The sequence below is a fragment of the Streptomyces lydicus genome, from assembly GCF_001729485.1.
Classification (GTDB): Bacteria; Actinomycetota; Actinomycetes; order Streptomycetales; family Streptomycetaceae; genus Streptomyces; species Streptomyces lydicus_D.
Genome location: NZ_CP017157.1, coordinates 233,906 through 258,918 on the forward strand (window position 1 = coordinate 233,906; position 25,013 = coordinate 258,918).

21 protein-coding genes are annotated in these 25,013 nt (G+C 73.2%); 17 read left to right on the top strand and 4 right to left on the bottom strand.

The genetic code is table 11. From position 1 onward, the window contains the following. Positions 1-92: 92 nt before the first annotated feature. The gene (gene clpB / locus SL103_RS01030) at positions 93-2,723 is read left to right on the top strand and encodes an ATP-dependent chaperone ClpB (protein WP_069566899.1); all 2,631 of its coding nucleotides are present in this window, start codon (positions 93-95) and stop codon (positions 2,721-2,723) included. Positions 2,724-2,802: 79 nt separating this feature from the next. Then, the gene (locus SL103_RS01035; protein ID WP_069566900.1) at positions 2,803-3,339 is read left to right on the top strand and encodes a YbjN domain-containing protein; all 537 of its coding nucleotides are present in this window, start codon (positions 2,803-2,805) and stop codon (positions 3,337-3,339) included. An 87-nt stretch (positions 3,340-3,426) separates the two neighbouring features. On the opposite strand, the gene SL103_RS01040 is transcribed toward SL103_RS01035, so the two are convergent. Then, the gene (locus tag SL103_RS01040; RefSeq protein ID WP_069573244.1) at positions 3,427-4,614 is read right to left on the bottom strand and encodes a pyridoxal phosphate-dependent aminotransferase; all 1,188 of its coding nucleotides are present in this window, start codon (positions 4,612-4,614) and stop codon (positions 3,427-3,429) included. Positions 4,615-5,539: 925 nt separating this feature from the next. Between SL103_RS01040 and SL103_RS01050 the strand changes: the two genes are divergently transcribed. From SL103_RS01050 to SL103_RS01110, 13 genes are all read left to right on the top strand, one after another. Continuing rightward, positions 5,540-6,061, top strand: coding sequence for a DUF2617 family protein (locus SL103_RS01050; RefSeq protein WP_069566902.1), 522 nt, complete (start codon positions 5,540-5,542; stop codon positions 6,059-6,061). A 253-nt stretch (positions 6,062-6,314) separates the two neighbouring features. Next, positions 6,315-8,027: a polyamine aminopropyltransferase gene (locus SL103_RS01055; RefSeq protein ID WP_069566903.1), complete on the top strand. Its 1,713-nt coding sequence runs from the start codon at positions 6,315-6,317 to the stop codon at positions 8,025-8,027. Positions 8,028-8,150: 123 nt separating this feature from the next. Beyond that, positions 8,151-9,047, top strand: coding sequence for an SRPBCC domain-containing protein (locus SL103_RS01060; protein ID WP_069566904.1), 897 nt, complete (start codon positions 8,151-8,153; stop codon positions 9,045-9,047). Between the two features lie 64 nt (positions 9,048-9,111). After that, a complete protein-coding gene (locus SL103_RS01065; RefSeq protein ID WP_069566905.1) occupies positions 9,112-9,954 on the top strand; it encodes an aldose epimerase in 843 nt (280 codons plus the stop codon). A 43-nt stretch (positions 9,955-9,997) separates the two neighbouring features. Further along, complete coding sequence (gene pyrE, locus SL103_RS01070) at positions 9,998-10,540, top strand: orotate phosphoribosyltransferase (protein WP_069573246.1); 543 nt, start codon at positions 9,998-10,000, stop codon at positions 10,538-10,540. A gap of 216 nt (positions 10,541-10,756) precedes the next feature. Then, on the top strand, positions 10,757-11,779 hold the full coding sequence (gene fbaA / locus SL103_RS01075) for a class II fructose-bisphosphate aldolase (protein WP_069566906.1): 1,023 nt from the start codon (positions 10,757-10,759) through the stop codon (positions 11,777-11,779). A 91-nt stretch (positions 11,780-11,870) separates the two neighbouring features. Continuing rightward, a complete protein-coding gene (locus tag SL103_RS01080) occupies positions 11,871-13,403 on the top strand; it encodes an MFS transporter (protein ID WP_069566907.1) in 1,533 nt (510 codons plus the stop codon). 40 nt (positions 13,404-13,443) lie between these two features. Further along, the gene (locus SL103_RS01085) at positions 13,444-13,857 is read left to right on the top strand and encodes a DUF3151 domain-containing protein (protein WP_069566908.1); all 414 of its coding nucleotides are present in this window, start codon (positions 13,444-13,446) and stop codon (positions 13,855-13,857) included. Positions 13,858-14,003: 146 nt separating this feature from the next. Then, a complete protein-coding gene (locus SL103_RS01090; RefSeq protein ID WP_069566909.1) occupies positions 14,004-14,846 on the top strand; it encodes a tryptophan 2,3-dioxygenase family protein in 843 nt (280 codons plus the stop codon). After that, positions 14,839-16,149: a kynureninase gene (kynU, locus tag SL103_RS01095; protein WP_079145498.1), complete on the top strand. Its 1,311-nt coding sequence runs from the start codon at positions 14,839-14,841 to the stop codon at positions 16,147-16,149. Before SL103_RS01090 ends, kynU begins: the two co-directional genes overlap by 8 nt. Next, complete coding sequence (locus tag SL103_RS01100) at positions 16,146-16,919, top strand: alpha/beta hydrolase family protein (RefSeq protein ID WP_069566910.1); 774 nt, start codon at positions 16,146-16,148, stop codon at positions 16,917-16,919. The genes kynU and SL103_RS01100 overlap by 4 nt, the downstream gene beginning before the upstream one ends. Positions 16,920-17,034: 115 nt before the next feature. After that, a complete protein-coding gene (locus SL103_RS01105; protein WP_079146161.1) occupies positions 17,035-18,354 on the top strand; it encodes a sensor histidine kinase in 1,320 nt (439 codons plus the stop codon). Continuing rightward, complete coding sequence (locus tag SL103_RS01110) at positions 18,351-19,007, top strand: response regulator (protein WP_033268056.1); 657 nt, start codon at positions 18,351-18,353, stop codon at positions 19,005-19,007. The genes SL103_RS01105 and SL103_RS01110 overlap by 4 nt, the downstream gene beginning before the upstream one ends. A gap of 169 nt (positions 19,008-19,176) precedes the next feature. Here the strand turns inward: SL103_RS01110 and SL103_RS01115 are convergent, their stop codons facing one another. Then, a complete protein-coding gene (locus SL103_RS01115; protein ID WP_069566912.1) occupies positions 19,177-20,817 on the bottom strand; it encodes an ABC transporter permease in 1,641 nt (546 codons plus the stop codon). Beyond that, entirely contained in the window at positions 20,814-21,797 is a 984-nt protein-coding gene (locus tag SL103_RS01120; protein ID WP_069566913.1) for an ABC transporter ATP-binding protein, read from the bottom strand. Before SL103_RS01120 ends, SL103_RS01115 begins: the two co-directional genes overlap by 4 nt. A gap of 94 nt (positions 21,798-21,891) precedes the next feature. Between SL103_RS01120 and SL103_RS01125 the strand changes: the two genes are divergently transcribed. Next, entirely contained in the window at positions 21,892-22,437 is a 546-nt protein-coding gene (locus SL103_RS01125; protein ID WP_069566914.1) for a GbsR/MarR family transcriptional regulator, read from the top strand. Positions 22,438-22,483: 46 nt separating this feature from the next. Here SL103_RS01125 and SL103_RS01130 read toward each other — a convergent pair whose 3' ends face one another. After that, positions 22,484-23,455 carry a diacylglycerol kinase family protein gene (locus SL103_RS01130; protein ID WP_244303812.1) on the bottom strand — a complete coding sequence of 324 codons (972 nt, stop codon included), beginning with the start codon at positions 23,453-23,455 and terminating at the stop codon, positions 22,484-22,486. 206 nt (positions 23,456-23,661) lie between these two features. On the opposite strand from SL103_RS01130, the gene SL103_RS01135 reads away from it, so the two are divergent. Beyond that, complete coding sequence (locus SL103_RS01135) at positions 23,662-24,948, top strand: adenylosuccinate synthase (RefSeq protein ID WP_069566915.1); 1,287 nt, start codon at positions 23,662-23,664, stop codon at positions 24,946-24,948. Positions 24,949-25,013: the final 65 nt, after the last annotated feature.

A 25,013-nucleotide genomic window follows, 5' to 3' on the forward strand; every position in this document is an offset into this window, starting at 1 on the left:
CAACTTATCGCACGACGGCATGAGCAGGATTGGCTCGGGGCACCTGTGCGGTACGGGCTACGAGCACGAGTACGAGGAGGATCGCGAGGACCGTGGACGCCGAGCTGACGAACAAGAGCCGGGAGGCGCTGAGCGCCGCCAATGAGCGGGCGGTCACCGCCGGGCACGCGGACATGACGTCCGCCCACCTGCTGCTCGCGCTGCTGGCCGGGCAGGACAACGAGAACATCATGGACCTGCTGGCCGCGGTCGAGGCGGACGCCGCCGCGCTGCGCAGCGGCGCCGAGCGCCAGCTCGCCGCGCTGCCCAGCGTGCAGGGTTCGACCGTCGCCCCGCCGCAGCCCGACCGCGAGCTGCTGTCCGCCATCGCGGACGCCACGCAGCGTGCCAAGGAGCTGGACGACGCCTACGTCTCCACCGAGCACCTGCTGATCGGGATCGCCGCCAAGGGCGGCCGCACCGGTGAGCTGCTGGACCGGCAGGGCGCCTCCGCGAAGAAGCTGCTGGCGGCCTTCGAGGCGAGCCGCGGCGGACAGCGGGTGACCAACCCCGACCCGGAGGGCACGTACAAGGCGCTGGAGAAGTTCGGTACGGACTTCACCGCGGCGGCCCGGGAGGGCAAGCTCGACCCGGTGATCGGCCGGGACCACGAGATCCGCCGTGTGGTGCAGGTGCTGTCGCGCCGTACGAAGAACAACCCGGTGCTGATCGGCGAGCCGGGCGTGGGCAAGACCGCCGTCGTCGAGGGGCTGGCGCAGCGGATCGTCAAGGGCGACGTGCCCGAGTCGCTGCGCGACAAGCGGCTGGTCGCGCTGGACCTGGGTGCGATGGTCGCGGGCGCCAAGTACCGCGGTGAGTTCGAGGAACGGCTGAAGACCGTCCTGGCGGAGATCAAGTCCAGCGAGGGCCGGATCATCACCTTCATCGACGAGCTGCACACGGTCGTCGGCGCGGGCGCCGGCGGCGACTCGTCCATGGACGCGGGCAACATGCTCAAGCCGATGCTGGCTCGCGGCGAGCTGCGGATGGTCGGCGCGACCACCCTCGACGAGTACCGCGAGCGGATCGAGAAGGACCCGGCACTGGAGCGGCGCTTCCAGCAGGTGCTGGTCGCCGAGCCGACCGTCGAGGACACGGTGGCGATCCTGCGCGGGCTCAAGGGCCGCTACGAGGCGCACCACAAGGTCCAGATCGCGGACTCCGCGCTGGTCGCCGCGGCCACCCTGTCCGACCGCTACATCACCTCCCGCTTCCTGCCAGACAAGGCCATCGACCTCGTCGACGAGGCCGCGTCCCGGCTCCGCATGGAGATCGACTCCTCCCCGCTGGAGATCGACGAGCTCCAGCGCGCCGTCGACCGCCTCAAGATGGAGGAGCTGGCGCTCAAGAACGAGACCGACGCCGGTTCGCTCCAGCGCCTGGAGAAGCTGCGCAAGGACCTCGCCGACAAGGAGGAGGAGCTGCGCGGTCTGACCGCCCGCTGGGAGAAGGAGAAGCAGAGCCTCAACCGCGTCGGCGAGCTCAAGGAGCGGCTCGACGAACTGCGCGGCCAGGCCGAGCGGGCCCAGCGCGACGGCGACTTCGACACCGCCTCCAAGCTGCTCTACGGCGAGATCCCGGACGTCGAGCACGAGCTGGAGGCGGCGGCCGCCGCCGAGGCCGAGCAGGAGGCGTCCAAGGAGTCCATGGTCAAGGAGGAGGTCGGCCCGGACGACATCGCGGACGTGGTCGGTGCCTGGACCGGCATCCCGGCCGGCCGCCTGTTGGAGGGCGAGACCCAGAAGCTGCTGCGGATGGAGGAGGAACTCGGCAAGCGGCTGATCGGCCAGGCCGAGGCCGTGCGGTCGGTGTCGGACGCGGTGCGCCGTACCCGCGCCGGAATCGCCGACCCGGACCGGCCCACCGGCTCGTTCCTCTTCCTGGGCCCGACCGGTGTCGGCAAGACGGAGCTGGCCAAGGCGCTCGCGGACTTCCTCTTCGACGACGAGCGGGCGATGGTCCGCATCGACATGTCGGAGTACGGCGAGAAGCACTCGGTCGCCCGGCTCGTCGGCGCGCCGCCCGGCTACGTCGGCTACGAGGAGGGCGGCCAGCTCACCGAGGCGGTCCGCCGGCGGCCGTACAGCGTGATCCTGCTCGACGAGGTGGAGAAGGCGCACACCGAGGTCTTCGACATCCTGTTGCAGGTCCTCGACGACGGCCGGCTCACGGACGGCCAGGGCCGCACCGTCGACTTCCGCAACACGCTGCTCATCCTGACCTCCAACCTCGGCTCCGCCTACCTCATGGACCCGCTCATGAAGGAGGAGCAGAAGAAGGAGAAGGTGCTGGAGACGGTCCGCGCGTCCTTCCGCCCCGAGTTCCTCAACCGCCTCGACGACGTGGTGGTCTTCCACCCGCTGGGCGCCGAGGAGCTGCAGCGGATCGCCCGGATCCAGCTGGCCCACCTCCAGCGGCGGCTCGGCGACCGCCGGCTGACCCTGGACGTCACCGACCGCGCCCTGGCCTGGCTCGCCTGGCTCGGCCACGAACCGGTGATCGACGCCCCGGCCCCCGACATGTCCTACGGCGCCCGCCCGCTGCGCCGCCTGGTCCAGACGGCCATCGGCGACCAGCTGGCCCGGGCCATCCTGGCCGGCGAGGTCCTGGACGGGGACACCGTCCGGGTGGACGTGGACGGGGACGGCCTGTCGGTGGAGGTGCCCGGTCGCGGCACGTCCTGACCCGCGCGTCCCGCCGGGGTTGCCACGACGGGGCCGATGTGGGGGAGGATGGCAGTGACCATACGAAGGGAATTCCACGGTGAGCATCGACCCGTCCTCGATTCCGAATTTCGGGGGCCAGCCCGAACCCGAGCCGTCGGGGCCTGATGGTCCCGTCGTGCCAGACCAGGACCTGGTCAAGCAGCTCCTCGACCAGATGGAGCTGAAGTACGTAGTCGACGAGGAGGGTGACCTCGCCGCCCCGTGGGAGCAGTTCCGCACGTACTTCATGTTCCGGGGCGAGGAGGAGCAGCAGATCTTCTCCGTCCGCACGTTCTACGACCGTGTCCACGGCATCGATGAGAAGTCGAAGCTGCTGGAGGCGATCGACGACTGGAACCGCCGGACGCTGTGGCCCAAGGCCTACACCCACACCCATGACGACGGCACGGTCCGTCTGATCGGTGAGGCATCGATGCTGATCGGCACCGGCGTCTCGCTCGAACACTTCGTGTCGAGCACGGTCAGCTGGATTCGCGCGTCGATCGAATTCGACAAGTGGGTCGTCGAGCAGCTCGGCCTGGAGGCCGAGATCGAAGGCGACTCCGACGAGAAGCCGGGCGACGGCGAGGCGTAACCGCCCGTACGTCCCCACCCACCCGGCTGCGCGGGCCCGAGGAGCGAAGGCTCCCCGGGCCCGCGTCCGTCGTGCCGGGCCCGGCGGCTAGCCGCTCGCGAGGGCCTTCAGCCGGCCCGCCGCCTCCTGGAGGACCTCGATGCTCTTGCAGAAGGCGAAGCGCACGAACGGGGCGCCCTCGTCCTTGTGGTCGTAGAAGACCGCGTTGGGGATGGCGACGACGCCGGCGCGCTCGGGCAGCGCCCGGCAGAAGGCGAAGCCGTCGGTCTCGCCGAGGGGCCGGATGTCGGTGGTGATGAAGTACGTGCCGGTGGGGCGGAAGACCTGGAAACCGGCGTCGGCGAGGCCGGCGGCCAGCACGTCGCGCTTGGTGCGCAGATCGTCCCGCAGGCCGGTGAAGTAGCTGTCGGGGAGGGCGAGGGCCTCGGCGACGGCGTACTGGAAGGGGCCGGCGGAGACGTACGTCAGGAACTGCTTGGCCGAGCGGACGGCGGCGACCAGTTCCGCCGGTGCGGTGATCCAGCCGACCTTCCAGCCGGTGAAGGAGAAGGTCTTGCCGGCCGAGCTGATGGTGACGGTGCGCTCGCGCATCCCGGGGAAGGACGCGAGCGGCAGGTGCCCGCCCTCGAAGACCAGGTGTTCGTACACCTCGTCGGTGACGACCAGGAGGTCGCGTTCCACGGCCAGCCGGGCGATGGCGGAGAGCTCCTCGTGGGTGAGGACGGTGCCGGTGGGGTTGTGCGGGGTGTTGAGCAGGATGAGGCGGGTGTTCTCGGTGATCGCGTCGCGCAGCTCGTCGAGGTCGAGGCGGTAGCTGCCGGACTCCGCGTGCGGACGCAGGGTCACCGGGACCCGCCGGCCGCCCGCCATCGCGATGCACGCGGCGTACGAGTCGTAGTACGGCTCCAGGGCGATGACCTCGTCGCCCGGTTCGAGCAGGGCGAGCAGCGAGGCCGCGATGGCCTCGGTGGCGCCGGCGGTGACCAGGACCTCGGTCTCGGGGTCGTAGGAGAGGCCGAGGTGGCCGTAGAAGCGCTCCTGGTGGGCGGCGACGGCGGCGCGCAGTTCGGGGATGCCGGGGCCGGGCGGGTACTGGTTCCCACGGCCGTCGCGCAGCGCGCGCACCGCCGCCTCCCGGACCTCCTCGGGCCCGTCGGCGTCGGGGAAGCCCTGACCGAGGTTGAGGGAGCCGGTCCGTACGGCGAGCGCCGACATCTCGGCGAAGATCGTGGTGCCGAATTCGGCGAGGCGACGATTGAGCAGCGGTCGGTCCATGCGCGCCATCCTCCGCCGAACCTCTGGAGTTCCTCAACTGTGCTTTGAGACTCCGGAGCCGGGGCATCAGCCCCGCACCAAGGACAGTGACGGCCGCCGACGGTGGCGGACCGGCGGCACGGGACGGTGCCGCAGGGCGCCCCGGGTGCCGGTCCGGAGCGGCGGTCCCGCTCCGGTGGCGCACCGGGTGCCGGACGGAGCGATGCTCCCCACTGCCTGAAGGGCGTGGGAGGGACCTCCACGCTGCGGGGGAGCGAAAGGAGTGTGAGGCAGATGGGGATCGTGGCATTCCTGGTGATCTGCGCGGCGGTGATCGGGCTGGTGGCCCTGGCTTCGCGGAGCGGCACCGGCGGGCGGAAGGGCCGCGGGTACCGCGGTGCCGCCGGCGGGGGCAGTTGGTGGGCCGGCGGCGGCGGTGGTTCCTCGTGCGGAGGCGGCGGCCACCACGGGGGCGGACACCACGGTGGCGGGCACTCGTGCGGCGGCGGCTCCTCCTGCGGGGGCGGCGGCTGCGGCGGGGGTGGCGGTGGCGGCGGTGGCTGCGGCGGAGGTTCCTGAACCGGACGCGCGGCAGCTCCGGGCGGCGGCTCGCGGAACCGGTCGGAGCGGCCGCTCAACGGCACACATGACGGGGGCTCTTGCCCTTGTGCATATGCGGCCCGGAGGGGGCCGGCAGGGAGGCCGAAACCCGTCGGGCCGCGTGTCGTTGAACAGATGAACTGCCTGGCCCTCTAGGGGATGGAAACCCGGAGAAGATGGGTAAAAACGCTGTGGCTGAGTGGGCTTTCATGATTCCCTCTCCCTAGAGAATTCCCCCACGTTCTCCGATTCCCACGTGGGCACGAGCCGGCAGGCAGACGTACATTCCTGATCCTTCACGGGCGGGCCGGCCCACCATTCCACTGCGTGCTTGCGGAGCCGACCCATGCTCACCACTCTGAAGACGGCGTACACCGATACCCGCGCATCCGACCTGGCCTGGGCGCTGGGCAGGGAACCCCTGCCGGCCCTGGCCGTACTCGACCTCCAACTCCACGGCGCACACGTGCAGTTGAGACTCCTCGGCGCCTCTCACCAAGTGCTTCTCGAAGAAGAGCACGGGACGTGCTCCGAGACGGTCGCCTGCATGCCGGGCAGCAGCACCCCGCTGCCGCTCGGTGTGGCCAAGCGCCTGGGCGACTGGGAATACGAATTCGCCGCGCATGTGGAGACCCTCTCGCGCGGCTCGTTCGCGGGCCGGGCGCAGGAGTTGCTCGCGCTGGTCGCCGAGCATCCGCACGGGCTGGCCGGAACGTTCCCCGGTTCGCCGCACGCCTTCACCGCGCTGCTGGCGCAGTGTCAGCAGGGTCAGGTGCGCTGGCGGACGTGGCATGCGTACCCGCAGGAGGGCCGCTTGGTGGCCACCCGTACGCGGGTGGGCGTACACGCGGCGGTCGCCGCGGTCTGACCGGGGTGGGGCGGAAGGCGCAGACGGGCCGGCGGGCCGCGGGGGCGGTACGAGGGCGTGGGGCGGGGCGGTCGCGCGCTCGGGGCGTGGCGTGGCAGGTGGGCGCGAGCGGAGTGGTGTGCGCCGGTCGTGCCGCGCGGCGACATCCGCCGTCCCGTGCACGCGGACAGCGCTCCAACTGGGGCGTGTGGCCCGCAGAGTGCACACGTGTGGGTGACGAAGAGCGACGGAAGCGTCACGTAGCGTTCGCGGCATGATCGACCCGTCAGAGCGCGTTCTCACCGGTGTCGTCGGGCCGCCGGAGGCCATGACGCCGGCGCGACTGCCCGTGCCGGCCGGGCTCGGCCGGCTGTTGGTCCTCGCCGTGGTCTTCGTCTGCGCCGCCTGCGGCCTGGTGTACGAGCTCGAACTGGTCGCCCTGGCAACGTACTTGGACGGCGACTCGGTCACCCAGGCATCGGTCGTGCTGTCCGTCATGGTCTTCGCGATGGGCGTCGGCGCGCTGCTCGCCAAGCGGATGCGCTGCCGGGCGGCGGTCGGCTTCGGCCTGGTCGAGACCGGTCTGGCGCTGGTCGGCGGCTGCTCGGCGATGGCGCTCTACGCCTGCTTCGCCTGGCTGGGCCGGTCGCACTCCGCGCTCGTCGGCTTCTCGCTGATCCTCGGCGTGCTGATCGGCGCCGAGGTGCCGCTGCTGATGACGCTGATCCAGCGGGTCCGCCGGCAGGACGCGGGCGGTGCGGTCGCCGACCTGTTCGCGGCGGACTACGTCGGTGCGCTGGTGGGCGGGCTGGCCTTTCCCTTCCTGCTGCTGCCCAGCCTCGGCCAGCTGACCGGCGCGCTGGTCACCGGCGCGGTCAACGCGGTGGCCGGCGGCGCGTTGGTGCTGTGGCTGTTCCGCCGCGATCTGACCGTCCGCGCCCGCTGGACGCTGCTCGGCGTCAACGCCCTGGTGCTGGTGCTGCTCGCCGCGGGCATGGTGCTGGCCGCGCCGTTCGAACGGGCCGCCCGGCGGGCGGTGTACGGGGCGTCGGCGCGGGTCGCGGTGCAGACCGGCATCCAGGAGGTGGTGCTGACCGGCGGCACGGAGGCCGGAGCCGGTGCGGGACACGGGAGGAAAGGTTCCGGCCGGCCGCTGGAGCTCTTTCTCGACGGCCGGCTGCGGGTCAGCTCGGACACCGAATTCCGGTACCACGAAGCGCTGGTGCACCCGGCGATGGCGGGCGGTCCGCGCGGCCGGGTGCTGGTCCTGGGCGGCGGCGACGGCCTGGCGGTGCGCGAGATCCTCCGCTACCGCTCGGTCCGCTCGGTCACCGTCGTCGAACTCGACCCCGGCGTCACGGAGTTGGCGCACTCGGACCCGGGCCTCGCCCGCCTCAACCACCGTTCGCTCGCCGATCCCCGGGTGCAGGTGGTCACCGCCGACGCCTTCGACTGGCTGCGGCAGCAGGAAGGGTCCGGCCGCGCCGGGCGCCCGGCGCCGTACGACGTCATCGTCTCCGACCTGCCGGACCCGGGGATCACCGCCAGCACCAAGCTCTACTCGCAGGAGTTCTACGGCCTCGCGGCACGGATGCTGGCCGACGACGGGCGGCTGGTGGTGCACGCCGGGCCGCCGGTGACCCGGCCGCGGGCGTACTGGACGGTGGAGGCGACGATCCGTTCGGTGGGCCTGGCGACCGTGCCGTACCGCCTGCCGGGCCGGCCGGTGGACTTCTTCGGCGGGCCGGACCGCCCGGTGGACTCCGCCCGCCCGGCACCCGCGGACGCCTCCGCCGCCTCCCCGCTCCAGTACTGGGGCTTCGTGCTCGCCGCGCGGCACCGGCCGCGCTTCGGCCTCGCGCCCGACGCCCCCGTCCTGACGGGCCTGACGCTCCAGGAGTTGCAGGAGGGGCAGCGGGGGGAGGCGCGGTGCCGGATGTCCGGCCTGCCGCCGTCGACGCTGATGCACCCGCGGTATCCGGACTGAACGCGCGCCGCGGCGGCGCCGGGCGGGCGCAGGCTACCGGCCGGTCCGCGGCACCGGGCCGGTGCGCAGAAAGTTGTGCGTGGGAGGGCACGGGTCCGGGGCTGCTGGGTAGGCTCCCATGTCATGGAGCATGAGGTGTACGTTCCGTTTCCCGTCGGGACCGTGCGGCAGGCGCTCACCGAGCCCGAGCGGGTGGCGCGCTGTGTCCCGGGGGTCCAGCTCGACGCCGAGGCGGCCCCGCACCGCCCCGAGGGCCGGCTGCGGCTGCGCATCGGAAGCTCCACGATCACCTATCGCGGCTCGCTGACGGTCAGCGGGCCCGGCGACGGCGCGCCGGGGGACGACGGCGCGGACGCGGCGGTGACCGTCGAGGCGAAGGGCACCGAGGCGCGGGGCGACGGAGCGGTCGCGCTGACGCTGACCGTCCGGCTCGCGCCGGCCACCGAGCCCGGCCCCGGCACGACGCTCTCCTGCGCCGGCACGGTCCACGGCGACGGCCGGCTCGCCGAGGCCACCGACCGCTCGGCGGAGTCCGCCGGCCGCCGGCTGCTGGACCGTTTCGCGGAGAACCTGACGGAGGACCTGCGGCAGCGGCCGGTGCCGGACGCCGGGGAGGCCGCCCGGCCCGGCGTCTTCGACACCGAGGTGCCGCCGCCCGCCCTGGACCCGCGCGGCGACCAGGACGCCGTCGAGGCGGCGGAGCCGGCGGGCCCGGACGACACCGGCGACGCGCTGGACGACCTCGTCGCCGAGGACCGGGTGCCCGAGCTGCGCGCCGAGCACGCCTACGGTCCGGAGGCGGACGCCGCGGCTCCCGCCGAGGCCGCGCACGCCCGGCGGACGATGATCGGGCGCAGCGCGGAGGAGGTCGACCACGCCCCGCCGCGCGGCCGGTACGCCCCGGTCCCCGCGCCCGAGACCGGCGGCACCTCGGCCACCCTGCGCTGGGCGGCGCCGGCCGCCGCGGTCGTGCTGGCCTCCGCGGTGGTCGTCGGCCGGGTACTGCGCCGCCGCCGCTGACCCGCGGCCCGGCTGCCGTCCCCGCTTTCCCCGGTACGCCGTGCCGCACCGCTAGGGTCGGAACGTGAGCACCGACGAAGACACACAGCCCGCGCCGCGGACGGCACCGGTGCGGCTGGCCGCCGGAGCGGCCGAAGTGACCGTCCAGCCCGACAACGGCTGCCGGGTCGGCAGTCTCCGCGTCGCCGGCACGGAGCTGCTGCGGCAGGGTGCCAAGTACGGCTGTTTCCCGATGGTTCCGTGGTGCGGCCGGATCGACCACGGGCAGTTCCGCAACGGCGGCCGACTGCACCAGATGCCGGTGAACGCCGCTCCGCACGCCATCCACGGCACCGGCCGCAACCTCGCCTGGCGCACCGCGCGGACGAGCGCCACGCAGGCGGCCTTCACCTACGACCTCAGCGACCCGGCCGCGCCGTGGCCCTACCCCGGGCGGGTCACCCACCTCGTCGAACTGGCCGAGGACGGCGGCTCGCTCACCCTGACGATGGGCGTCGAGGCGGCCGCCGACTCCTTCCCGGCGCAGGCCGGCTGGCACCCCTGGTTCCGCCGGAACGCGTTCGGGGACGGGGCGGACGTACGCCTCGACTTCGCGCCCGAGTGGCAGGAGGAGCGGGGCGACGACCACCTGCCGACCGGCCGGCGGATCCTGCCGAGGCCGGGCCCCTGGGACGACTGCTTCGGCATGCCGCGCGGGGTGGACGCCACCCTCACCTGGCCGGGTCGTCTGGAGCTGAGGGTCACCAGCCGTACCGAGTGGGTCGTGGTCTATGACGAGCAGGAGGCGGCGGTCTGCGTCGAGCCGCAGTCCGGCCCGCCCAACGGCCTCAACACGGCGCCGCGCCTGGTCACGCCCATCGACCCGCTGGAGATCTCCATGACCTGGAGCTGGCGCGAGCTGTCCTGAGCGGCCCGGCGGGGGCGCGCGGGCAGGCTCTAAGCTCATGGCCATGAGTGACGACGTGCGCGGCGCGCTGCTGCAGCAGATCAAGGACAAGGCCGTGGTGCACGGCAAGGTGACGCTTTCCTCCGGCAAGGAGGCCGACTACTACATCGACCTGCGTCGGATCACCCTGGACGGCGAGGCCGCGCCGCTGGTCGGGCAGCTGATGCTGGACATCACCGCCGACCTGGACTACGACGCGGTCGGCGGGCTGACGCTGGGTGCCGACCCGGTCGCGACCTCGATGCTGCACGCCTCCGCGGCGCGCGGGCGCCGGCTGGACTCGTTCGTCGTCCGCAAGGCGCAGAAGGCGCACGGCATGCAGCGCCGCATCGAGGGCCCGGACATCACCGGCCGCCGGGTGCTGGTGGTCGAGGACACCTCGACCACCGGCGGCTCGCCGCTGACCGCCGTCGAGGCGGCCCGCGAGGCGGGTGCCGAGGTCGTCGCGGTCGCGACGATCGTCGACCGCGGGGCCGCCTCGGCGATCGCCGAGGCCGGGCTGCCTTATATCACGGGCTACCAGCTCGGTGACCTCGGCCTGGACTGAGGGCGGCCGGGGAGGCCGGCGGGCGCGCACGCACCGGCCTGACCTGCGAGGTTGCTGAGGGGTGCACTGTTTCACGTGAAACGGTGCACCCCTTTCGCATGACGGCTGGACAGGCGATGTGGAGCTCCCGGCCGAGTCTGGGAAGATGTGCCCGGCGCAGTGTCGCGCCCTGGTCAGGGCCAAGAACGCACACCCGCACACCCAAGGAGCGGACAGATGCCCATCGCAACTCCCGAGGTCTACAACGAGATGCTGGACCGGGCGAAGGCAGGCAAGTTTGCCTACCCGGCCATCAACGTCACGTCGACGCAGACACTGCACGCCGCGCTGCGGGGGTTCGCCGAGGCCGAGAGCGACGGCATCATCCAGATCTCCACCGGTGGTGCGGAGTTCCTGGGTGGTCAGTACAACAAGGACATGGTGACCGGCGCGGTCGCGCTCGCCGAGTTCGCGCACGTCGTGGCCGCGAAGTACGACATCACCGTGGCGCTGCACACCGACCACTGCCCCAAGGACAAGCTCGACGGGTACGTCCGCCCGCTCCTGGACATCTCCGCCGAGCGCGTGGCCAAGGGCCTGAACCCGCTCTTCCAGTCCCACATGTGGGACGGTTCGGCCGAGAACCTCGCCGACAACCTGGCCATCGGCCAGGAGCTGCTCGCCAAGGCCGCCGCCGCCAAGATCATTCTTGAGGTCGAGATCACCCCGACCGGCGGCGAGGAGGACGGCGTCACGCACGAGATCAACGACGAGCTCTACACCACCGTTGACGACGCGCTGCGCACCGCCGAGGCGCTGGGCCTGGGCGAGAAGGGCCGCTACCTGCTCGCCGCCTCCTTCGGCAACGTCCACGGTGTCTACAAGCCGGGCAACGTCGTGCTCCGCCCCGAGCTGCTGAAGGACCTCCAGGAGGGCGTCGGCGCCAAGTACGGCAAGTCCGCCCCGTTCGACTTCGTCTTCCACGGCGGCTCCGGTTCCACCGAGCAGGAGATCGCCACCGCGCTGGAGAACGGCGTGGTCAAGATGAACCTGGACACCGACACCCAGTACGCCTTCACCCGCCCCGTCGCGGACCACATGTTCCGCAACTACGACGGCGTGCTGAAGGTCGACGGCGAGGTCGGCAACAAGAAGACCTACGACCCGCGCAGCTGGGGCAAGCTGGCCGAGGCCGGCATGGCCAAGCGGGTCACCGAGGCGTGCGCCAACCTGCGCTCCACCGGCACCAAGATCAAGTAGTCCGTCCGGTACGGGCTCCGCGGCCCCGCATCTCCTCCGAGGTGCGGGGCTCTGCCGTGCACGGACCCCCGTCACCGGGCAAGCTCACCCTATGGGTGCACCGCACGAGACCCCCGTTCCCGGAGGCGTACGGCTGGCCTCGGCGCAGGGCCGCTGGGTGCTGGCGACGAGCGTGCTGGGCTCCGGCATGGCACTGCTCGACAGCACCGTCGTCAATGTCGCGCTGCCGAAGATCGGTGCGGACCTCGACGCGGACCTGGCGGTGCTCCAGTGGACGGTGACCGCCTACCTGCTGACGCTCTCCTCACTGATCCTGCTGGGCGGCGCGCTCGGCGACCGGTACGGCCGGCGGCGGATCTTCGTCATCGGCGTGGTCTGGTTCGCCGCCGCCTCGCTGGCGTGCGGGCTCGCACCGAACGCCGGGGTGCTGATCGCGGCCCGGGCGCTGCAGGGGGTCGGCGGGGCGCTGCTGACGCCCGGCTCGCTGGCGCTGATCCAGGCGGTCTTCCACCCCGACGACCGGGCGCGGGCGGTCGGCGCCTGGTCGGGGCTGGGCGGGGTGGGCGCGGCGATCGGCCCGTTCGTCGGCGGCTGGCTGGTGGACGGCGCGGGCTGGCGCTGGGTGTTCTTCCTGAACGTGCCGCTGGCGGCGGTGTGCGTACCGGTGGCGCTGCGGCACGTACCGGAGACCCGGCGGCACGACGCCGAGGCCCGCGGAGGCTTCGACGTGCCGGGTGCGGTGCTGGGGGCGCTGGCGCTGGCGGGGGTGACCTATGCGCTGATCGCCGCGTCGGGCGGGGGCCTCTCCCCGGGAGTGGTGGTGCCGGCGGTGCTCGGCGTGCTGCTGGGGGTGGCGTTCGTACGCGTCGAGGGGCGCCGGGCGGATCCGATGCTGCCGCCCACGATCCTCCGCATCCGGCTGTTCTCCGCGATCAACGGCGTGACGGTGTGCGTCTACGCCGCGTTCAGCGGCTTCTTCTTCCTGGCCGTGCTCCAGTTGCAGGTCGTGGCGGGCTATTCGGCGCTGCGCGCCGGCACCGCGCTGCTGCCCACGACGGTGCTGATGCTGCTGCTGTCCGCCCGTTCCGGCGAGCTGGGACAGCGCCTCGGGCCGCGCATCCCGCTCACCGTCGGCCCGCTGCTGTGCGCCGCCGGAATGCTGCTCATGCTGCGGGTCGGCCCCGCCGCGTCGTACCTCACCGATGTGCTGCCCGCGCTGGTGGTGCTGGGCGCCGGGATGGTGACCCTGGTGGCGCCGCTCACCGCCACGGTGCTGGCGTCGGTGGACGTGGACCGGGCCGGCCTGGCCAGCGGTATCAACAACGCGGCGGCGCGGGCCGCGGGGCTGGTGGCGGTGGCCGCGCTGCCGCTGCTGGCGGGGATGGGGCCGGAGGCGTACCGCTCGGCGGACGAGTTCGCGGCGGCCTTCCGGCGGGCCATGCCGCTGCTGGCCGGCGTGCTGCTGGCCGGTGCGCTGCTCGCCTGGCTGACGGTTCGCACGGGGGCGCTGCGCGCCGCGGAGCCGGAGCCCGCGCGGCGCTGCCACCCGGAGTGCACGTACCACTGCGGGGTGGGTGCGCCGCCGCTGGACCCGGGCGAGCAGGACCCGAGGGCGGAGCGGTAGCCGCTCCCGTTCCGCGGGCGCGACCAGGCAGACTGGGACCATGGCCATTCACGAAAACCTGCTCGGGGGACCGCCCCCGACCCATCTGCCCGACGATCCGGAGCCGCGCGAGCTGCTCGCCGCGGGCACCGCGCCGGCCGATGTCGCCGCGAAGTACCCGACGTCCTCGCTGGCGTGGGCGCAGCTCGCGGACGACGCGTACGCGCAGGGGCGGGTCGTCGAGTCGTACGCCTACGCCCGCACCGGCTACCACCGCGGCCTGGACTCGCTGCGCCGGGCCGGCTGGAAGGGCCACGGCCCGGTGCCGTTCGAGCACGAGCCCAACCGCGGCTTCCTGCGGGCGCTGCACGCCCTCGCCCGCGCCGCCCAGGCGATCGGCGAGCAGGCCGAGTACGAGCGCTGCACGACCTTCCTGCGCGACTCCTCGCCCACCGCGGCCGACACCCTCTCCTGAGCGGCACGGGCCCGCCTGGTCGGCTGACCGGGCGGGCCTTGCCTTCTCCGGGGACCATTGCGGAAGATGCCCGGTGGGGACCGGGGCCCCCGTGCCGGCACGGCAGGGGCGGACCGCTACCCGGAGTACGTTTCGAGGAGACAGCGATGTCCCACGAGGTAACCGGCGGGGCTCAGGAGCCTGAGACCCCGAACCTCGACTTCGCAGGTACCACCCCGTACGAGGACTACGTCCAGGCCGAGGTCCTCACCCATCTCCAGCACCCGCTCTCCGACGACCCCGGCGAGATGGTCTTCCTGGTCACCACCCAGGTCATGGAGCTGTGGTTCACGGTCATCGTGCACGAGTGGCGGACCGCGGCCGAGGCACTGCGCCGCGACGACCTGCCGGTGGCGATGGAGGCGCTGCGCCGCTCGACCTACGAGCTGGAGGCGCTGAACGCCGCCTGGAAGCCGCTCGCCAAGCTGACGCCGGCGCAGTTCAACGCCTACCGCAGCGCGCTCGGCGAGGGCTCCGGATTCCAGTCCGCGATGTACCGCCGGCTGGAGTTCCTGCTGGGTGAGAAGTCCGCGTCCATGCTGGTGCCGCACCGTGGCGCGCCCCGTGAGCACGCGGAGCTGGAGAAGGCCCTGCAGGAGCCGAGCCTGTGGGACGAGGTGCTGCGGCTGCTCGCCCGTCGCGGCTACGCCGTCCCCGAGGCCGTGCTGCGACGGGACCCGTCGCTGCGTTACGAGCCGGACCCGGCCGTCGAGGCCGCCTGGGCCGAGGTCTACACCGGCCCGCAGGACTCCGAGCTGGTCCGGCTCGGCGAGGCGCTGACCGATGTCGCCGAACTCGTCTGGCGCTGGCGCAACGACCATCTGGTCGCGACCAGGCGGGCCATGGGGGCGAAGATGGGAACCGGCGGCTCCGCGGGCGTGGCCTGGCTGGAGAAGCGGGCCCGCAAAAACGTCTTCCCCGAGCTCTGGACGGCGCGCAGCCATGTCTGAGACCCCCTACACCCCGGGTGTCCCCGGGACCGCCGATGCCGCCGGGTCCCTCGGGGAGCGTCCGTTCGCGGGCCGCGCCCGGGAGCTGGACGCCGCCGATCCGCTCGCCGCGCTCCGTGACCGCTTCGTCCTCGACACGGTGACCGACCCGGCGACCGGCCTGCCGGACGTCTACCTCGACGGCAACTCCCTGGGCGTGCTGCCCCGCACGGTGCCCGACCGGATCGCCGACGTCCTCCACCGCGAGTGGGGCGAGCTGCGCATCCGCTCCTGGACCGAATCCGGCTGGTGGACCGCGCCCGAGCGGGTCGGCGACAAGATCGCGCCGCTGATCGGCGCGGGCCCGGGCCGGGTGGTGGTCGGCGACTCGACCAGCGTGAACATCTTCAAGGCCGTGGTCGGCGGCGTCCGCATGGCCGGGAAGGGCTGCACGGAGATCCTGGTCGACGCCACGACCTTCCCGACCGACGGCTACATCGCCCGGTCCGCGGCCCGGATGACCGGTCTCGCGGTGCGGCCGGTGGAGCCCGCGCGGATAGCCGACGAGGTCACCGAGCGCACCGCGCTGGCGCTGGTCAACCACGTCGACTACCGCACCGGCGCGCTCAACGACCTGCCCGGCATCACCCACGCCCTGCACTCCGCGGGGGCGCTCGCGGTCTGGGACCTGTGCCACAGCGCGGGCGCGCTGCCGGTCGGCCTGGACGCCCACCACGTCGACCTGGCCGTCGGCTGCACGTACAAGTACCTCAACGGCGGGCCGGGCTCGCCGGCCTTCCTGTACGTCCGCGAGAGCCTCCAGGAGCGGTTCGAGTCGCCGCTGCCCGGCTGGAACTCGCACGCCGAGCCGTTCGCCATGGACCCCTCGTACGCCCCCGCGGACGGCGTCCTGCGCGGCCGCGTCGGCACCCCCGACATCCTGTCGCTGCTCGCGCTGGAGGCCGCGCTGGAGGTCTGGGACGGGGTCGCCATCGAGGACGTACGGACCAAGAGCCTGGCCCTGACGGACTTCTTCCTGGAGTGCGTGGCCGGGTACGTACCGGCCGGCCGGGCCCGTGCGGTCACGCCGCAGGACCACCGGCGGCGCGGCAGCCAGGTGTCGCTGCGCTGCTCCGGGGCGGGCGAGGTGATGGACGAGCTGATCCGGCGCGGGGTGGTCGGCGACTTCCGCCACCCCGACGTGCTGCGGTTCGGCTTCACCCCGCTCTACACCTCCTTCGCGGACGCGGAGCGGGCGGCGTGGGTGCTCGGCGAGGTGCTGGGGGCGCTGCCCGAGGTGGGACCGGCGGTGGCCGGCGGGTGAGTGCCGCGGACGAGGAGACGGCGCTGCTGGGGCTCGCCCCGGTGGCGCCGGACCGCACGACGGCCTACGGGCCGCACCCGGACCAGGTCGTGGACCTGTACGGGCCGCGGCCGGAAGGCGGCGCGGGGGCGGCGGCCTCCGGGCCGCTGGTCGTGCTGCTGCACGGTGGCTTCTGGCGCGCGGCCTACGACCGCCGCCACCTGTCGCCGCTGGCCGCCGCGCTGGCCGGGCAGGGGCTGCCGGTCGCGCTCGCCGAGTACCGCAGGGTCGGCGCGGGCGGCGGCGCTCCGCGCACCTTCGAGGACGTGGCGGCGGCGGTCGAGGCGGCGGCGGGCGACCGCCGCCGGGACGTGGTGCTGGTCGGGCACTCGGCGGGCGGGCACCTCGCGCTGCTCGCCGCCGCCCGGCCCGGCACCCCGGTGCGCCGGGTGATCGCCGTCTCGCCGGTCGCCGACCTCGCGCGCGCCCACGAACTGGGCCTGAGCGACGGGGCGGTGGCCGAGCTCCTCGGCACCGGCCCCGGCTTCGCCGCGCGGCTGGCCGCCGCCGACCCGGTCCGCCACCCGCCCGTGGGTGTCCCGGTCACGATCCTGCACGGCACCGACGACCCGGACGTCCCGCCGGACCTCTCCCGCCGCTACGCCGCCGCGAGCCCGGAAACCACCACGTTGCGCGAGCTGCCCGGCGTGGGCCACTACGCGCCGGTCACACCCGGTACGCCGGGCTTCGCCGCGCTCCTCGCCCTGCTGCGCCCACCGCGTAGTACTTGAGACGGAGGTTCACAGATCCCCACTGGTGAGGACGCCTCCGGTTCGTCGTTTGCTTACCGTTGTCAGCGTGAACCAGACGACCCAGACGCAGAGCACTCTGCGCTCAGAGGCCCGGATAGCCCACGGGGCGTTCCACCGACTGCGCCAGGACCTGATCGTCGACGCCTTCGCCTTCCGCCCGATGCCGCCGCTGGAGGACGCGAAGGTGTCGCGGTGGGTGCCCTGGCTGCCGGAGCGGATCCGTCGCGGGGTCCGCTGGCTGCCGCACTGCGCCGTCGGCTTCTTCGCGGCCTGCGTCTTCCTGGCCTGCTTCAGCCTGGGCTACGAGACCGGCCCGGTGCGCGGCCTGCTGAGCGTCGGCTTCGCCGTGATGATCGCCGCCGGGCCGGCGCTCACGCTGTTGCGTCCGGTGGGTGCCTACTGGCTGTCGCTGGCGGCGTTCGTGCTGTCGGTGTTCGGCAACGCGTTGATCTCTTCGTACGCCAGCGCCTTCAGCGGCGGCTCCTTCATGACGCTGCTGGCCGTGATGACGCTCGTGGTGCTGCGCACCCGGCCGCGGCTGGCGGTGGAGATGTGGCTGGTCACCTTCGCGGTGGCGGCCGTCGTGACCACGCTCATCGGGCGGAATGTCGGTGACCTGCCGCCGGTGGCGGTCTTCAGCGGCGTGGTGCTGATCTCCGCCGCCGCCGTCCGGGCCTGGCGCGAGGAGCGCCGGCAGGTCGTCGAGACCCTGACGGCCTCCGCCGAGGAGCGCTCCCGGCGCACGCTCCTGGAGGAGCGCGCCACGATCGCCCGTGAGCTGCACGACGTGGTCGCCCACCACATGTCGGTCATCGCGATCCAGGCCGAGGCCGCCCCGTACCGGGTGGAGAACACCCCGCCGGAGCTGGCCACGTCCTTCGCGACGATCCGGGAGAACGCCGTCGCCGCGCTCACCGAACTGCGCCGCATCCTGGGCGTGGTGCGCTCCGAGGACCCGGACGCGTTCGCCGAGCGCGACCCGGAGGCCCCGCAGCCGACGCTGGCCAGCCTCGAATCGCTGCTCGACAGCGTCCGCGGCGCGGGACTGGTCGTCGAAGCAGTGATCACGGGGGCGCCCCGGCCGCTGCCGCAGGGCGTGGAGCTGTCCGCCTACCGGATCGTGCAGGAGGGGCTGAGCAACGCGCTGCGCCATTCGCCGGGCGCCGACGCCCGGGTGGAGATCTCCTACGTGCTGGGCGGCATCGGCCTGCGGATCGTCAACGGCCCGGCGAGCCGGCTGGCCAAGCCGTCCCCGGGCGCGGGCCACGGGGTGCTGGGCATGCGGGAGCGGGTGCAGATGCTGGGCGGCGAGATGACCGCCGACCACACCGAGGACGGGGGCTTCGAGGTCGCGGCCTTCATCCCGGTGTCGCAGACGGCCGGGGAGGCCACGTCCGGGGGGAGCAGGTCATGATCCGCGTACTGATCGTTGACGACCAGGTGATGGTCCGCGAGGGCTTCTCCGTCCTGCTCAACGCCATGCCGGACATCGAGGTCGTCGGCGAGGCGGTGGACGGCCGCCAAGCGGTGCAGAAGGTCGCGGTCCTCAAGCCCGACGTGGTGCTGATGGACATCCGGATGCCGGAGATGAACGGCCTGGACGCGACCCGCGAGATCGTCGCGGCGGACGCGGAGGCCAAGGTCCTGGTGCTGACCACCTTCGACCTCGACGAGTACGTCTACCAGGCGCTGCGCGCCGGAGCCAGCGGCTTCCTGCTCAAGGACGCCTCGGCCGGCCAGCTCGCCGAGGGCGTGCGGATCGTCGCCTCCGGCGAGGCGCTGCTCGCCCCCACCGTCACCAAGCGGCTGATCTCGGAGTTCTCCCGTCTGGGCACCCCCAGGGCGCCCGCGCAGGAGCGCATCGCCGACCTCACCGAGCGCGAGACCGAGGTCCTGGTGCTGGTGGCCCAGGGCCTGTCGAACGGCGAGATCGCCGGACATCTCGTCGTCGCCGAATCCACGGTGAAGACCCATGTCAGCCGCATCCTGGTGAAGCTGGGCCTGCGTGACCGGACGCAGGCGGCGGTGTTCGCGTACGAGGCGCGGCTGGTGACGCCCGGCGGGTGAGGTGTGCGGGCGCCCCGCCGTCCACAGCCTGTGGACAAGAGTGCGGGGTCCCGGAGAGCGGCGGGAGTACGCCGCCGGAGTCCGCTACGGCTCCGGCGGCGTACGCAGGGGGCGGCGGTCGCGCGGTTTCACGTGAAACCGCGACCGGGCGGGGTGCCGCCGTGCGGGGTCAGCCGATGTCGCGCCGCCGGAAACCGGCGAGGCCGGCGGCGGCGAAGAGGGCGGAGAGCGCCAGCAGCCACACGAACGGGGCCGCGGTGGCCTCGGCGCCGGGGAGCTTGGGCAGATGGCTGTAGGGGGAGAGGTCCATCGCCCACTGCGGGAACGCGAGGGCGGGGCCGAGCCAGCCCAGTGCCAGACAGCCGCCGACGACCGCCCACACCGCGGGGGTCGCCCTGGGCAGCAGGCCGAAGGCGAGGACCGCCACGCCGGTGAGCGTCCAGGCCGCGGGGACCTGGGCGAGGGTCGCGGCCAGCACCGGGCCCAGCTGCCCGCCGAGGTCGCCGACCGAGAGGCCGTAGCTCACGCCCAGGGCCAGTCCGCCGCAGGCCAGGACGGCGGCGGTGCCGGCGTAGGCGAGGACCAGGTGGCCGGCGGCCCAGCGGAGCCGGCCCACCGCCCCGGCCAGTACGGGCTCCGCGCGGTCACCGGTCTCCTCGGCCCGCATCCGGAGCACCGCACCTGCCGCGTAGAGCGAGGCGACCATGCCGAGCATGCCGGCCATCGTGGCCAGGAAGGCGTCGGTCAGCCCCTGCTCACCGCCCATCCGCTCGAAGATCTCCCGGGTCTGCTGATTGCCGCCGACCAGGTCCGCGGCGCCCTTGGCGATCCCGCCGAAGATCCCGCCCGCACACAGGAAGCCGGCGCTCCAGCCCGCCAGGGTGGCGCGCTGGAGCCGCCAGGCCAGGCCGGACGGGCCGGCCAGGGTGCGCGGCGCGGCGGCCGGCCCGGGGCGGGCGGGCAGAAAGCTCATCCCCAGGTCGCGGCGCGCGGTCAGGGCGTACGCGGCGCAGACGGCCACCGCGACCGCCGCGGCGAAGAGCAGCAGGACCCACCAGCGTTCCCGGGCGTACGGGCGGAGGTTCTCCGCCCAGCCGATCGGCGAGACCCAGGTGAGCGGCGACGAGGAGTCCGCGGTGGCGGCGTCCCCCGCGGCCCGCAGCACGAAGGCCAGGCCGAGGACCGCACCGGTCAGCCCCTTGGCCATCCGGGCGCTCTCGGTGAGCTGGGCGGCGACGGCGGCCAGGCCGGCGAAGAGCATGCCGGTGCAGCCGATGACCAGCCCGAGGGCCAGCGACCCGGTGGCCGGCCGCCCCGACGCGGCGAGGCCCGCGGCGATCAGCGCGGCGAGCACGACGTCGGCGAGCAACGCCGCCAGCAGCGCCGCGGTCAGCGGCGCGCGGCGGCCGACCATGGCGGCGGAGAGCAGCTCCTGACGGCCCGTCTCCTCCTCCTCGCGGGTGTGCCGGACGACGATCAGCAGACTCATCACCGCGGCGAGGACGGCACCGAAGCCGGCCATCCGCCAGGCGACCAGGCCGCCGAGGGAGTCGCTGAGGACCGGCCCGTACAGCGCGCGCATCGAGCCGTTGGCGTTCATCGAGCCGGCGAGTTCGGCGCGCGCGGCGGCGGTGCCGTACAGCGCCTCGAAGGACGAGCCCATGGCGGCGACGGTCAGCCCCAGGGCCAGCACCCAGACCGGGATCAGCACCCGGTCGCGGCGCAGCGCGAGCCGCAACAGGGCGCCGGTGCCGGCGAGATGGCGCGGGCCGGCGGCGCGGGCGGGGAGGTGGGCGGCGGCCGCGGTCATCGGGCGGCCGCCGCGTCACGCCGTACGGCACCGCGCACGTCGTCCTGGTAGTGGCGCAGGAAGAGCTCTTCCAGGGTGGGCGGGGTGCTGGTGAGGCTGCGGACGCCGGAGTCGGCGAGCGAGCGGAGCACGGCGTCGAGCTTGTCGGTGTCGACCTGCAGCCTGACCCGGTGTCCCCGGCCGCCAGTGATCGGCTGGACGGCCAGGTCGTGCACCCCGGGCAGCGCGGCCAGCCCTCCCCCGGCTGCCGCCGGGGGGACCCCCGGTGGTCCGGCGAGTTCGGCGATGACCGAGGTGCGGGTCAGATGCCGCAGCTCCCCCAGGGAACCGGATTCGACGGTCCGCCCCTTGCGGATGATGCTGACGCGGTCGCACAGCGCCTCGACCTCGGACAGCACATGGCTGGACAGCAGGACCGTGCGGCCCCGGTCGCGCTCCTCGGCCACACAGGTCCGGAAGACCTCCTCCATCAGCGGGTCGAGGCCGGAGGTCGGCTCGTCGAGGATCAGCAGATCGACGTCGGAGGCGAAGGCGGCGACCAGGGCGACCTTCTGCCGGTTGCCCTTGGAGTACGTCCGCCCCTTCTTGGTGGGGTCGAGCTCGAACCGCTCCAGCAGCTCGGCCCGGCGCGCGCCGTCGAGTCCGCCGCGCAGCCGCCCGTAGAGGTCGATGACCTCGCCGCCGGAGAGGTTGCGCCACAGGGTGACATCGCCGGGGACGTAGGCGATGCGGCGGTGCAGCGCGACGGCGTCGTGCCAGGGGTCCTCGCCCAGCAGGCGGGCGGTGCCGCGGTCGGCGCGGAGCAGGCCCAGCAGGACCCGGATCGTCGTGGACTTCCCGGCGCCGTTGGGGCCGAGGAAGCCGTGCACCTCGCCGGCCTCGACGGTGAGGTCGAGGCCGTCCAGCGCGTGGGTGCGCCCGAAGGACTTGTGGAGACCGTCCACCTGGATGGCGGGAGCGGAAGCGCATGCCGTGGTCATGCTTACGAAGCTACGGTAGTTTCACAAATTTGTGAAGTTAAGAAACCGTATAAAGTTGGGATGGGAGGTTCTGATCAGGGGAGATGATGCGGATATGAGCGAGCAGCAACAGCAGAGCGCGGACCGGACCGACGACACCCGCCAGGACGCCCGCGAGGAGCCCGCGAACGGGGCGCTCACCCAGTTCGTCGAGCGATTCGCCGCGCAGCTCGTCGACGCCGGCATGCAGCGGATGCCGGCCCGGGTCTTCGCCTGCCTCCTGGCTTCCGACTCCGGGGTGCTGACCTCCGCCGAACTGAGCGAGCGCCTCCAGGTCAGCCCCGCCGCCGTCTCGGGCGCGGTCCGCTACCTCTCCCAGGTCGACATGGTCAGCCGGGAGCGCGAGCCCGGCTCCCGCCGCGACCGCTACCGCGTGCACAACGACCAGTGGTACGAGGCGCTGACCCGCCGGGACAACATGCTCACCCGGTGGGAGAACACCCTGCGCGAGGGCGTCACCGGCCTCGGCGAGACCACCCCCGCCGGCCGCCGGCTCGCCGAGACGCTCGCCTTCTTCGAATTCATGCAGAAGGAACTCGCCGGCATGCTCCAGCGCTGGCGCGACCACCGCGACCAGCTGCGCACCGCGTACGACGACTAGGGGGGTCGACCGGCCCCCGCCGCGTGACGGCCGGCCCGGCGGGCGCTCAGCCGCTGTGCGGCAGCTGGAGCCGCCAGGCGCCCGCCTGCACGGTCCACGTACGGGTCCTGACCGGGCCGCCGACGACCGCGTCCGCCCGATAGTGGAAGTCCGCACCGGACACCGTCACCGCGCGGGCCCGGGCCCGCACCGGCCGCGCCTCCCCGGCCCAGTGCACCACCACCTCGGCCAGCTCACCGCCGGCCCCGGCCCCGCCACCGGACGCCGGCCGGGCGCCCGGCACCACCGACACCCCGCGCACCGGTCGGTCCAGATCCGCCAGCAGCACCCCGTCCGCCTCGATCCGCAGCCGCTGGGCCGGCACCCGGGCCCGCCGCCCGGCCGCCGGCGCCAGCAGCGCCAGTGCCGTACGGGCGGTCCGCGCCGCCGGGCGCCACCACGGCCGGGGAGCGCCGGCCTCGCCCGCCGCGGCACCGCCCCGGACCTCCGTCGCGGCCCGCACCTCCACCGGGTCACGGGGCGCGGCCGGCCGCGGCACCTGCGGCCCGAGCAGGTGCCGCACGGCGTCGTGGCCCCCGGCCGCGCAGGGGATCCGCAGCGCGCCCAGCACGATGCCGTCGCTGTCGTCCCTGAGCAGGTCCATCGACCGTTCGCCGCCGTCCAGGACGGTCCGCGCGGCGGTGACGGTGTCGGTGGGGACGCCCAGCGCACGGCTCAGCGCGACCGTGGCGGGCGCGCCCACCGGGACCATCGAGACCGGTACGTCGGTCAGCTGCCGCTGCTTGTCCAGCAGGCTCACCACCCGCAGCAGCGCCCGGTCGTCGCCGATCACCACCGGCCGCCGCTGCCCCCGCCGCGCCAGGGCCCGGGCGAATTCCTCCGGCCCCTCCGGCAGGCAGATTTTCGCTCCCGCCCCCGCACACAGGACATCCTTCGCGATGCGCACGGACTCGCCGTCCGTACTGCGGGCCACCGGGTCGATGACCACGAGCAGGGGGTGCCCCCGAACGGAGTCCACGGGAGAGTGCCCAGAAGGCTGCGCCGACACCTCGGTCCTTCCTCAGGTAGCATCTCGGTGCAAGAGCCCCTTGCGCTATTGCGCCAGGGGCTTCGTCTATTCCGGGGCACCGGTACAACGGCTCTTGCGATGACGGACGCGTGAACACGCACGCAGGCGTCATCCACGCACGTTGGACATGCCCCGCCCGGAAGGGGTGTACGCCTGTGCCCGCACTTGTGCTGCTCGGTGCTCAGTGGGGTGATGAGGGCAAGGGAAAGGCCACCGACCTGCTCGGTGGGTCCGTTGACTATGTGGTGCGCTACCAGGGCGGCAACAACGCCGGCCACACGGTCGTCGTCGGCGACCAGAAGTACGCGCTGCACCTTCTCCCTTCCGGAATCCTCTCGCCGGGGTGTACCCCGGTCATCGGCAACGGTGTCGTCGTCGACCCTGCGGTCCTGCTCTCCGAGCTGAGCGGACTCAACGAGCGCGGTGTCGACACGTCCAAGCTGCTGCTCAGCGGCAACGCGCACCTGATCACGCCGTACAACATCACCACCGACAAGGTGACGGAACGGTTCCTCGGCAAGCGGAAGATCGGCACGACCGGCCGCGGCATCGGCCCGACCTACGCCGACAAGATCAACCGCACCGGCATCCGCGTGCAGGACCTCTACGACGAGTCGATCCTGCAGCAGAAGGTCGAGGCGGCGCTCGACGTCAAGAACCAGCTGCTGACCAAGCTCTACAACCGCCGCGCCATCGAGGCCGGCCAGGTCGTCGAGGAGCTGCTGGGCTACGCCGACCAGATCAAGGGCTATGTCGCCGACACCACCCTGATCCTCAACAAGGCGCTCGACGACGAGAAGGTCGTCCTCTTCGAGGGCGGCCAGGGCACGCTGCTGGACATCGACCACGGCACGTACCCCTTCGTGACGTCGTCGAACCCGACCGCGGGCGGCGCCTGCACCGGTGCCGGCGTCGGCCCCACGAAGATCAACCGCGTCATCGGCATCCTCAAGGCGTACACGACGCGCGTCGGCGCCGGCCCGTTCCCGACCGAGCTGTTCGACGAGGACGGCGAGGCGCTGCGCCGGATCGGCGGGGAGCGCGGTGTCACCACCGGCCGCGACCGCCGCTGCGGCTGGTTCGACGCGGTCATCGCCCGCTACGCCACCCGCGTCAACGGCCTGACCGACTTCTTCCTCACCAAGCTGGACGTGCTGACCGGCTGGGAGCAGATCCCGGTCTGCGTCGCGTACGAGATCGACGGCAAGCGCGTCGAGGAACTCCCGTACAGCCAGAGCGACTTCCACCACGCGAAGCCGATCTACGAGACGCTGCCCGGCTGGTCCGAGGACATCACCAAGGCGAAGTCGTTCTCCGACCTGCCGAAGAACGCCCAGGCGTACGTCAAGGCGCTGGAGGAGATGTCCGGCGCCCCGATCTCGGCCATCGGCGTCGGCCCCGGCCGCGACGAGACCATCGAGATCAACTCGTTCCTGTCGTAGGACCGTTTCACCCCAGGGGCCCGCGCACCGTCGGCGACGACGGCGCGCGGGCCCCTGCGCGTGGC

Excerpts from the sequence above, each read along its gene's own strand:
- SL103_RS01110 (WP_033268056.1), top strand. The coding sequence starts at position 18,351 with ATGATCCGCGTACTGATCGTTGACGACCAGGTGATGGTCCGCGAGGGC.
- pyrE (WP_069573246.1), top strand. The coding sequence starts at position 9,998 with ATGAGTGACGACGTGCGCGGCGCGCTGCTGCAGCAGATCAAGGACAAG.
- SL103_RS01080 (WP_069566907.1), top strand. The coding sequence starts at position 11,871 with ATGGGTGCACCGCACGAGACCCCCGTTCCCGGAGGCGTACGGCTGGCC.
- SL103_RS01120 (WP_069566913.1), bottom strand. The coding sequence starts at position 21,797 with ATGACCACGGCATGCGCTTCCGCTCCCGCCATCCAGGTGGACGGTCTC.
- SL103_RS01085 (WP_069566908.1), top strand. The coding sequence starts at position 13,444 with ATGGCCATTCACGAAAACCTGCTCGGGGGACCGCCCCCGACCCATCTG.
- SL103_RS01125 (WP_069566914.1), top strand. The coding sequence starts at position 21,892 with ATGAGCGAGCAGCAACAGCAGAGCGCGGACCGGACCGACGACACCCGC.
- SL103_RS01115 (WP_069566912.1), bottom strand. The coding sequence starts at position 20,817 with ATGACCGCGGCCGCCGCCCACCTCCCCGCCCGCGCCGCCGGCCCGCGC.
- SL103_RS01050 (WP_069566902.1), top strand. The coding sequence starts at position 5,540 with ATGCTCACCACTCTGAAGACGGCGTACACCGATACCCGCGCATCCGAC.
- kynU (WP_079145498.1), top strand. The coding sequence starts at position 14,839 with ATGTCTGAGACCCCCTACACCCCGGGTGTCCCCGGGACCGCCGATGCC.
- SL103_RS01040 (WP_069573244.1), bottom strand. The coding sequence starts at position 4,614 with ATGGACCGACCGCTGCTCAATCGTCGCCTCGCCGAATTCGGCACCACG.
- fbaA (WP_069566906.1), top strand. The coding sequence starts at position 10,757 with ATGCCCATCGCAACTCCCGAGGTCTACAACGAGATGCTGGACCGGGCG.
- SL103_RS01060 (WP_069566904.1), top strand. The coding sequence starts at position 8,151 with ATGGAGCATGAGGTGTACGTTCCGTTTCCCGTCGGGACCGTGCGGCAG.
- SL103_RS01055 (WP_069566903.1), top strand. The coding sequence starts at position 6,315 with ATGATCGACCCGTCAGAGCGCGTTCTCACCGGTGTCGTCGGGCCGCCG.
- SL103_RS01090 (WP_069566909.1), top strand. The coding sequence starts at position 14,004 with ATGTCCCACGAGGTAACCGGCGGGGCTCAGGAGCCTGAGACCCCGAAC.